This window comes from Bacteroides sp. MSK.20.82, from assembly GCF_019052485.1.
GTDB lineage: Bacteria > Bacteroidota > Bacteroidia > Bacteroidales > Bacteroidaceae > Bacteroides > Bacteroides thetaiotaomicron.
The window spans coordinates 17744-27499 of sequence record NZ_JAHQUN010000060.1 but is presented as its reverse complement, the minus strand read 5'-3'; the positions used below and the strand labels follow the sequence as shown (position 1 = coordinate 27499).

At 45.5% G+C, this 9756-nt stretch carries 7 protein-coding genes; 1 reads left to right on the top strand and 6 read right to left on the bottom strand.

Annotation, left to right across the window (positions count from 1 at the left end; translation table 11 throughout):
* Positions 1 to 606 precede the first annotated feature (606 nt).
* The 6 genes from KTR07_RS25165 to KTR07_RS25140 form a co-directional block, all read right to left on the bottom strand.
* Positions 607 to 1458: a FecR family protein gene (locus KTR07_RS25165; RefSeq protein ID WP_011107954.1), complete on the bottom strand. Its 852-nt coding sequence runs from the start codon at positions 1456 to 1458 to the stop codon at positions 607 to 609.
* Positions 1459 to 1467: 9 nt separating this feature from the next.
* Positions 1468 to 2058, bottom strand: coding sequence for an RNA polymerase sigma factor (locus KTR07_RS25160; protein ID WP_008763319.1), 591 nt, complete (start codon positions 2056 to 2058; stop codon positions 1468 to 1470).
* 76 nt (positions 2059 to 2134) lie between these two features.
* Positions 2135 to 3709 (bottom strand): peptide chain release factor 3, encoded by a 1575-nt coding sequence (locus KTR07_RS25155; RefSeq protein WP_008763318.1) that lies wholly within the window; start codon positions 3707 to 3709, stop codon positions 2135 to 2137.
* A gap of 5 nt (positions 3710 to 3714) precedes the next feature.
* Positions 3715 to 4563 carry a dTDP-4-dehydrorhamnose reductase gene (rfbD, locus tag KTR07_RS25150; RefSeq protein ID WP_055229598.1) on the bottom strand — a complete coding sequence of 283 codons (849 nt, stop codon included), beginning with the start codon at positions 4561 to 4563 and terminating at the stop codon, positions 3715 to 3717.
* A complete protein-coding gene (locus KTR07_RS25145) occupies positions 4564 to 5109 on the bottom strand; it encodes a DUF4924 family protein (protein ID WP_055229597.1) in 546 nt (181 codons plus the stop codon).
* Between the two features lie 11 nt (positions 5110 to 5120).
* Positions 5121 to 5774, bottom strand: coding sequence for a LysE family translocator (locus tag KTR07_RS25140; RefSeq protein ID WP_008767802.1), 654 nt, complete (start codon positions 5772 to 5774; stop codon positions 5121 to 5123).
* 129 nt (positions 5775 to 5903) lie between these two features.
* Between KTR07_RS25140 and purL the strand changes: the two genes are divergently transcribed.
* Positions 5904 to 9608: a phosphoribosylformylglycinamidine synthase gene (gene purL, locus KTR07_RS25135; protein WP_008767801.1), complete on the top strand. Its 3705-nt coding sequence runs from the start codon at positions 5904 to 5906 to the stop codon at positions 9606 to 9608.
* Positions 9609 to 9756: the final 148 nt, after the last annotated feature.

Below are 9756 nucleotides of genomic sequence, written 5' to 3'. Positions count from 1 at the left end.
TAGATATCGGCACATCGACTAAATCCATTTTTATTCATTATTTACATCACTAGTTTTATTACAACCTACAAAGTAAGATGAATAAACACGATATCTTAGTTTTATCTTGTTTGACTATATTAAAATTACTAAAAAGCTGATGCTCACGAATCCGTAACCCCATAAAAAATGTGAGAGAAAACCTTTCAATTTTCTCTCACATTTGGAAAACAATAAAATTAAACTCACTTACTAATTGCCAATTCGTTCGCTATTGCTTTCTTTTAAAACAGCAATTGGCATCATTCTTCGTTCTTTTCAAGAGACTTCTTCTCTTAAGCAATCTAATTCTCTACCTAATTATTAATTTACTCCCCTTAAAATTCTGTCTAGCCATGGACAGTTCATCCACCTGTTATCTATTGTCTGTTTATAAATAGTTCCTTATATTTATAAGAGGAGCTTTCTTTCCTTTTTTACCAAGAAAAATAGAAGAAAAAATAGATTTAATTAAAAAACGCCTTCCAGAGCACTCTGAGAGGCGTTTTTTAATTGCAGAAATATTTCACTTCCTGCTTTATATCAAGGATAATTTCTCTTTTTTACGGTGTGGACTTCTGTTCCCGTCTATTCTAATATGACTTTCTGCCCGCTCAACTGATAATTGATTCCCAAAGAACCAAATACTTTTTTCAATGTTTCGTGCAGATCTCTCGTCAGGATGGTTCCGTTATAGTACAGTTCATTATATTTTTCACACCCTACCACTTCCACATCAAAGATATGCTGAATATCTGCTACTACATTGACCAGCGGATCATCTTCATAACCGAGTACTTCGGGCAGTTCTTCCTTTTCCTGAACAGGACCAATCTTATTCTCATCACAGCGTACACTTTCACCGGCATTCAATGTCTGTTCGCCGATTGGTGTCTCTACCTTCACTGTTCCCTCTTCACAATTGACAGTGATCGTTTTTCCTTCCTGCTCGACCAAGAATTTTGTACCTAACACCGTAACATCTCCGGCTTCCGTTCGTACAGTAAATGTTTTACCCGGAGTCACGTCAAAAAAGGCCGATCCGAGCAGATTCAGTTTACGCCCCCAAAGCCAACTCACTTTATTATAAGACAAAGTTGAGTTTTGCATCAGCTTCACAGAACTGCCATCCGGTAGCTTGTAATCGACAGCTACTGCTTCAGACGTAATCTTCTCTTCCGACAGATAGTAATAACCGCCTATTCCGAAAAGCAGGATAAACAGGGCCGCTACTCTCCAGTAGATACAACTGCTCCTAAGAACAATCAGTTTCTGTCTTCCTGCAGCGTTCGGTCTGCTTGTTAATGCATCCGCACGTTTTTCTTCACGAAATTCTTCTAACTTCCCACCAACTACAGACTTCCGTGCAAACAACTCACCTTTCAGAGGAAGTTTGCCGTCTTCCATATATTGTTCCAGAAGTTCTTTCCTATTCTCCATATCCTCACCTCAATTAAAAATCCATAAATTAGCAGCTACAGTCAACAGGAATGATTTGCTCAATCGCTCTCTCAGTCTGGATATTGCCATGTGGGTAGTATTATAAACAGTACGGGAAGTCAGTCCCATCACTTCGGCTATTTCGTCCGAATTCAGTTTTTTATAATACTTCAAGTATAATACCTCTCTCTGCTGCTTTGTCAAGCCATTTATTTCTTTCTGCAGAACTTCTAACTGCTCTCTTTCAAGTTCGGAACGGACAATCGCTGTTTCTATGTCTATCTCCAAATCGAATCTATATTCGCTTGAATTAACTTCGTCCAATGATGTGAATACGCCATTAGCAGTTTTCTTCAACTCATTCAGCAGCATGCGTTTCAGCGCCACACACAGGTAAGCGGATATGGACTGAGGCTCGGAACAACTCTGCCTCTTCTCATACAGATAAACGAACAAAGACTGAATGGATTCAGTTACCAGATCATCATCACCGGCAATCTTCATCCCATATCCGTAAAGTAAATCCGAATATTCATTGTAGAGTTGCCGGAATGCTTCTTCATCCCCCTGCTGGATTTTCTCCCAAAATGTTGTATTCATTTCTCCTTCCCTTATTTACAGGTAACATAATTCTTCCCCTTTTACCAATTATTTTTGTTAAATTCCACCAAGCAGACTAAAATTCACTTGTGAAGTGGAATTTAATGTGCTTGAAGTCCATTTGTGCCATCTGAAGCACATAACCTGAATCGGCAAGGAATACGTCACGTCCTTCCCTGTCTTTCGCCATATATTGGTATTTACGTTTCTTGAAAGCTTCCAGCTCAGCAGGATCATCGCTTTCTACCCAACAAGCCTTGTACAAACTTACCGGTTCCCAACGGCAAGAAGCATTGTACTCGTTCAGCAGACGATACTGGATAACCTCAAACTGCAACTGTCCGACCGTACCAATAATCTTGCGGCCGTTGAACTGATTGACAAACAACTGTGCCACACCTTCGTCCATCAACTGGTCGATACCCTTTGCCAGCTGTTTCTGCTTCATCGGATCGGCATTTTCGATATACTTGAACATCTCCGGCGAGAAGCTGGGTAAGCCGCGGAAATGGAGCAGTTCTCCTTCCGTCAGCGTATCACCGATCTTGAAAGTTCCGTTGTCCGGCAAACCGATGATATCTCCTGCATAGGCTTCGTCAATGGTCGTTTTCCGCTGTGCCATAAACTGGGTGGGCGATGAGAAACGCATGGTCTTGCCATGACGGACGTGCTGATAGGGTGCATTACGTACAAATTTGCCCGAACATATCTTGCAGAATGCTACACACGAACGATGATTCGGGTCGATATTGGCGGTAATCTTAAAGATGAATCCGGTGAATTTCGGCTCATCCGGTTTCACTTCACGCTCTTCTGCCTGTACAGGACGAGGACTGGGAGCAATCTCCACAAAGCAGTTCAACAATTCCTGTACACCAAAATTATTCAAGGCAGAGCCAAAGAATACAGGCGCGCAATCTCCTGCCAGATAAGATTCCACATCCAGTTCCGGATAAACTCCTTCGATCAGTTCCAGATCGCCACGCAGCTTGTCTGCCAGCGGCTTACCGATCTGCTTATCCAGTTCTTCCGTATGTATGTCGACTTCTACCTTCTCCGTCACCACTTGTTTGGAAGGTTGGTACAAGTCCAGTTTCTTCTCATAAATATTATATACTCCTTTGAAGCGGGCTCCCTGTTCGATAGGCCATGACAACGGGCGGACCTGAATCATCAGTTCTTCTTCCAGCTCGTCCAGCAAGTCAAACGGGTCCTTGCCCTCACGGTCCATTTTATTGACAAAAATAATAACCGGAGTTTTTCTCATACGGCACACTTCCATCAGTTTACGGGTTTGTGTTTCCACACCTTTCGCTCCGTCTACTACAATGATAACACTGTCTACTGCAGTCAGCGTACGATATGTGTCTTCGGCAAAGTCCTGGTGACCCGGAGTATCGAGAATATTGATCTTGTAGTCCCGATAGTCAAATTCCATTACGGAAGTTGTCACTGAGATACCACGCTGTTTCTCAATCTCCATCCAGTCGGAAGTAGCCGTTTTCTTGATTTTATTACTCTTGACCGCACCTGCCACCTGAATCTGACCACCGAAAAGCAATAACTTCTCCGTCAATGATGTCTTACCGGCATCCGGATGCGCAATAATGGCGAATGTTCGCCGTCTCTGTATTTCTGTATTATCTGCCATATTTATTATAAGGTATCGATGCATCTTTTCAGGCTTTCCTCCCAATGAGGTATTTCGATGCCGAACGTTGTTTTTATTTTTGTTTTATCGAGTACGGAATATGCAGGGCGGTTCGCTCTTGTAGGATATTCCGACGTATGCAGAGGTTTCACTTTGCATGAGGTGATTCCTGCCAGACGATGAATAGCTACCGTAAAGTCATACCAGGAGCAGACTCCTTCGTTGCTGAAATGATAGACTCCACGAACGATGCCTTTATTAATAATAGCAAAGATGGCCTGTGCCAGGTCATTGGCGTAAGTAGGAGTTCCTACCTGATCGAAAATGACTCCCAAACTATCACGCTCTTTGCCCAGACGGATCATCGTCTTCACGAAGTTGTTGCCAAAAGTGGAATAAAGCCATGCGGTACGGATAACGACTGACTTTTCGCAATGATTCAGTACCTCATATTCTCCTTCAAGTTTCGTTGTTCCATATACCGAATTCGGACATGGATCGCATTCTTCTGTATAAGGAATATGAGCGGTGCCGTCAAAAACATAGTCGGTAGACACCTGAATCATCGCCGCACCATTAAACTGCGCTGCACATGCCAGCGTTTTAGGAGCTTCACTGTTCAGCTTGTAAGCCAGTTCCGAATCATCTTCCGCTTTATCTACTGCTGTATATGCCGCACAATTAACAATAAGCTCAATCCGCTTTTCAGCAATATATGCCCAAACAGCGTCCTTATTACAGATGTCCAGCTCCTGCACATCTGTGAAATAATACGTATGTTGCGGATTCTCTTTTGCAAGAACTTGCATTTCATTGCCAAGCTGACCATTGGCACCCGTCACTAAAATTCTCATTTATTCATCAAGTTTTAATTCCCCTTTCAGGTCTTTATCGTAATAGTTTGCCAACATGGAAAGAAAGCTGCTGATAGCTTCTACCGCCTTCATAGTCCCCTCACTGACAGGCTTTTTCTGCAAGCGAAGCAGGAACAATCCATAGAGTGCTTCGAAACAAGTCTCCAGTTCCGGTTCTTCTTTTTTGCCATTCTTATTCCGCAATTCTACAATAAACGGCAACGCTTTGAAATAAGCGGCACTGTAGAAAGGAAATTTGGGAGAAGAAGTCAACGCATTATGAAGTTCTGTCAGTTTGATGATGATGTTCCTGTTAATCTGCAAATGACCTTTTTCACGTACCCCCTCCTCATTCATCATAGTGATCAGGTTGCCGTACCACTCTCGCAGGGCAGGACGCTGATCTTCCGGATAACGGGCGATCACATTCGCCTCGATCTCCTCCAGTTCGCCATGATTGGCGCGGATCAGGTCTTCTTCTTGCCACATATATATAAGGTACTCGGCAATGTTTTTCTCTTTAAGCTGTCTGGCTATCTGATTCATAAGTTTTCTTCTTAATAAAGTGACTCTCCCAGCAACGTATAGATTAATCCCGCCACTGACACCAGCATCACAATGCTGCCAATCACACGGTTCAGTATCCAGATGCCCCGTAAGTTAAACTTAGTGCGCACTTTATTCACAAAATAAGTGATTCCGAGCCACCACACCAGCGCCCCCGAAGCAATGGCAAGATATCCCGTAATTTCTTCGAACACCACGACACCGGGCTGCACAAAGGCAAAACGGGCAAATAGTCCGATAAACAGGAATATAATCAGGGGATTGGAGAGCGTGACAAAGAATGCGGTAATGAAATTGTGAAAGTAAGAACCTTTGTTGGACGATGCCGGACGGATGGATTGTACCGGATTGCTGCGAAAGGTATAGATTCCGAAAAGCAGCAGCATGATGCTGCCCAGCAACTGCAGATAAAAAATATTCTTATTGATATAATCGAACACAAAGCTCATACCATAACCTGTCAACAGAGCATAAGCTATGTCGCTTAATGAGGCTCCAAGCCCTGTCACAAATCCATACCAGCGCCCTTTATTCAGCGTCCTCTGAATGCAGAGAACCCCCACCGGTCCGAGAGGTGCGGACACAACAACGCCTATAATAAAGCCTTTCACTATTATATCGAATATTGTTTCAATCTGAATCATGCCGCAAATATCGCACTTTTTTATGAGAAGAGGATAGGATATTAACGTTTTTTCCACACAAGAGTCACTATATACACCAAAATTGCTTATCTTTGCGCCACAGAAAAATCGTAAAATCAAAAAATAAACATGATTCTTTTTTTCAGAACCCCTTCCAAGAGCGTGATTGCCGTAGAGAGCAACCATCAGCTCACCCCGGACGAAAGTAATAAACTCTGCTGGCTTTTTGGAGAAGCCGTGACGGAAAGTGAAGAAAACCTGAAAGGCTGTTTCGTCGGCCCACGCCGCGAAATGATTACCCCTTGGAGTACAAACGCAGTAGAAATCACCCAAAACATGGGACTTGAAGACATTCTCCGCATCGAGGAATATTTTCCGGTAAAAGATGAAAATGCCGACTACGACCCGATGCTGCAACGCATGTACAAAGGACTCGACCAAAACGTATTCACCACCAACCGCCAACCGGAACCTATCGTATCCATCGAAGACCTCGAAGCCTACAACGAGAAAGAAGGCCTCGCACTCTCGAAAGAAGAAATGGACTATCTGAAAAAGGTAGAAAACGATCTGGGACGCAAGTTGACTGACTCCGAAGTTTTCGGTTTCGCACAGATCAACTCCGAACACTGTCGCCACAAAATATTCGGTGGAACATTCATCATCGACGGTGTAGAACAGGAATCGTCTCTGTTCCAGATGATCAAAAAGACCACACAGGAGAATCCGAATAAAATCATCTCTGCTTATAAAGACAACGTAGCCTTCGCCGAAGGTCCGGTAGTTGAACAGTTTGCTCCGGCAGATCACTCAAAACCTGACTTCTTCCAGGTGAAAGACATCAAAAGCGTCATCTCACTGAAAGCAGAAACTCATAACTTCCCGACGACTGTAGAACCGTTCAACGGCGCATCTACCGGTACAGGCGGTGAAATCCGCGACCGTATGGGTGGTGGCAAGGGCTCATGGCCGATCGCAGGTACTGCTGTCTACATGACTTCTTATCCCCGCACGGACGAAGGCCGCGAATGGGAAGATATTCTTCCGGTACGCAAATGGCTGTACCAGACTCCGGAACAGATTCTGATCAAGGCATCCAACGGTGCTTCCGACTTCGGTAACAAGTTCGGCCAACCGCTGATCTGCGGCTCGGTACTGACTTTCGAACACACGGAAAACAACGAAGTTTATGGCTACGACAAAGTTATCATGCTTGCGGGCGGTGTAGGCTACGGCACACAACGCGACTGCCTCAAAGGTACTCCGGAAGCAGGAAACAAAGTAGTCGTCATCGGTGGCGACAATTACCGTATCGGACTGGGTGGCGGTTCCGTATCTTCTGTAGATACCGGTCGTTACAGCAGCGGTATTGAACTGAATGCCGTACAACGTGCCAACGCCGAAATGCAGAAACGTGCCAACAACGTAGTACGCGCACTCTGCGAGGAAGATGTGAATCCGGTCGTTTCTATCCACGACCACGGTTCGGCAGGTCACGTAAACTGTCTGTCGGAATTGGTGGAAGAATGTGGCGGTCTGATCGACATGAGCAAACTTCCGATCGGCGACAAGACATTGTCCGCTAAAGAAATCATCGCCAACGAAAGTCAGGAACGTATGGGACTTCTGATCAAAGAAGAAGCCATCGAACATGTACGTAAGATTGCCGAACGCGAACGCGCTCCGATGTACGTAGTAGGTGAAACAACCGGCGATCACCGCTTCTCTTTCCAGCAGGCAGACGGTGTACGTCCGTTCGACCTGGCCGTTGAGCAGATGTTCGGTTCATCTCCGAAGACTTATATGATCGACAAGACCGTAGAACGTCATTATGAAATGCCGGAATACGAATTGCCGAAATTACATGAATACCTGACCAATGTGCTGCAACTCGAAGCCGTAGCTTGTAAGGACTGGCTGACAAATAAGGTAGACCGCTCCGTAACGGGTAAAGTAGCCCGCCAGCAATGCCAGGGCGAACTTCAGTTGCCGTTGAGCGACTGTGGTGTCGTAGCACTTGACTATCGTGGTGAAAAAGGTATCGCCACTTCTATCGGTCACGCTCCGCAAGCCGCACTGGCTGATCCGGCTGCCGGCTCTATCCTTTCGGTATCCGAAGCACTGACAAACCTTGTCTGGGCTCCGATGGCAGAAGGCATGGACAGCATTTCCCTGTCTGCCAACTGGATGTGGCCGTGCCGCTCACAGGAAGGTGAAGACGCCCGTCTTTACACTGCCGTGAAAGCATTGAGCGACTTCTGCTGCGCTCTGCAAATCAATGTTCCTACCGGAAAAGACTCTTTGTCCATGACACAGAAATATCCGAACGGCGAGAAAGTGATTTCTCCGGGAACAGTGATCGTATCTGCCGGCGGCGAAGTATCCGACGTGAAGAAAGTCGTATCTCCGGTATTGGTGAACAACGAAAAGACAACACTCTATCATATCGATTTCAGCTTCGACGAACTGAAACTCGGAGGTTCCGCTTTTGCACAGTCTCTGGGTAAAGTTGGCGACGACGTACCCTGCGTACAGGATGCCGAATACTTCCGCGATGCTTTCCTTGCCGTACAGGAACTGGTGAACAAGGGACTGATCCTGGCAGGACACGATATTTCAGCAGGTGGTCTGATCACTACATTACTGGAAATGTGCTTCGCCAACGTTGAAGGCGGTATGGAAATCAGCCTCGACAAGATGAAGGAACAAGATATCATCAAGATTCTGTTTGCAGAAAATCCGGGTATCGTGATCCAGATCAGCGACAAGCATAAAGAAGAAGTGAAAAAGATTCTGGAAGATGCAGGCGTAGGATTCGTGAAACTGGGTAAACCGACCGACGAACGTCATATCCTGGTATCGAAGGGCGACGCTACTTATCAGTTCGGTGTTGACTACATGCGTGACGTATGGTATTCTTCTTCTTACCTGCTCGACCGCAAACAGTCTATGAACGGCTGCGCAAAGAAACGTTTCGAAAACTACAAGATGCAACCGGTTGAATTCGCTTTCATGCCCGGATTCAAAGGTAAACTCTCTCAGTATGGTATCACTCCGGACCGTCGTACTCCGAGCGGTGTCCGCGCTGCCATCATCCGCGAGAAAGGAACGAACGGCGAACGCGAAATGGCTTACTCACTCTATCTTGCCGGCTTCGACGTGAAAGACGTGACGATGACCGACCTGATCAGCGGACGCGAAACACTGGAAGATGTAAACATGATTGTTTACTGCGGTGGATTCTCCAACTCCGACGTACTCGGTTCGGCCAAAGGATGGGCAGGAGGTTTCTTGTTCAACCCTAAAGCCAAAGAGGCACTTGACAAGTTCTACGCACGTGAAGATACGCTTTCACTGGGTATCTGCAACGGTTGCCAGCTGATGATGGAACTGGGACTTATCAATCCGGAACACGAAAAGAAAGGCAAGATGCTGCACAACGACTCACATAAATTCGAATCGACTTATGTAGGCTTGACAATCCCGACCAACCGCAGTGTAATGTTCGGCTCATTGAGCGGCAGCAAACTGGGTATCTGGGTGGCTCACGGAGAAGGTAAATTCTCTCTGCCTTACGATGAAGACCAATACAACGTAGTGGCAAAATACAGCTACGATGAATACCCCGGCAACCCGAACGGTTCCGATTATTCTATCGCAGGTCTTGCCAGCGCCGACGGCCGCCATCTGGCAATGATGCCTCACCTCGAACGTGCTATCTTCCCGTGGCAGAATGGCTGCTATCCTGCTGACCGTAAGAACAGCGATCAGATTACTCCATGGATAGAAGCATTTGTCAACGCCCGCAAATGGGTAGAAGAGAAGACTAAATAAGATATCTTTCTATCATTGAAACGGAGGCTGTTATTTGTTATAAAGTAACAGCCTCTTGTTTTAACTCCTTTTCCATACCCAAAGTCTGCATATTACAACTTAATTTCCCTAAATAAACAGGATATACAAATAGCTGCGAAAGCTCCTG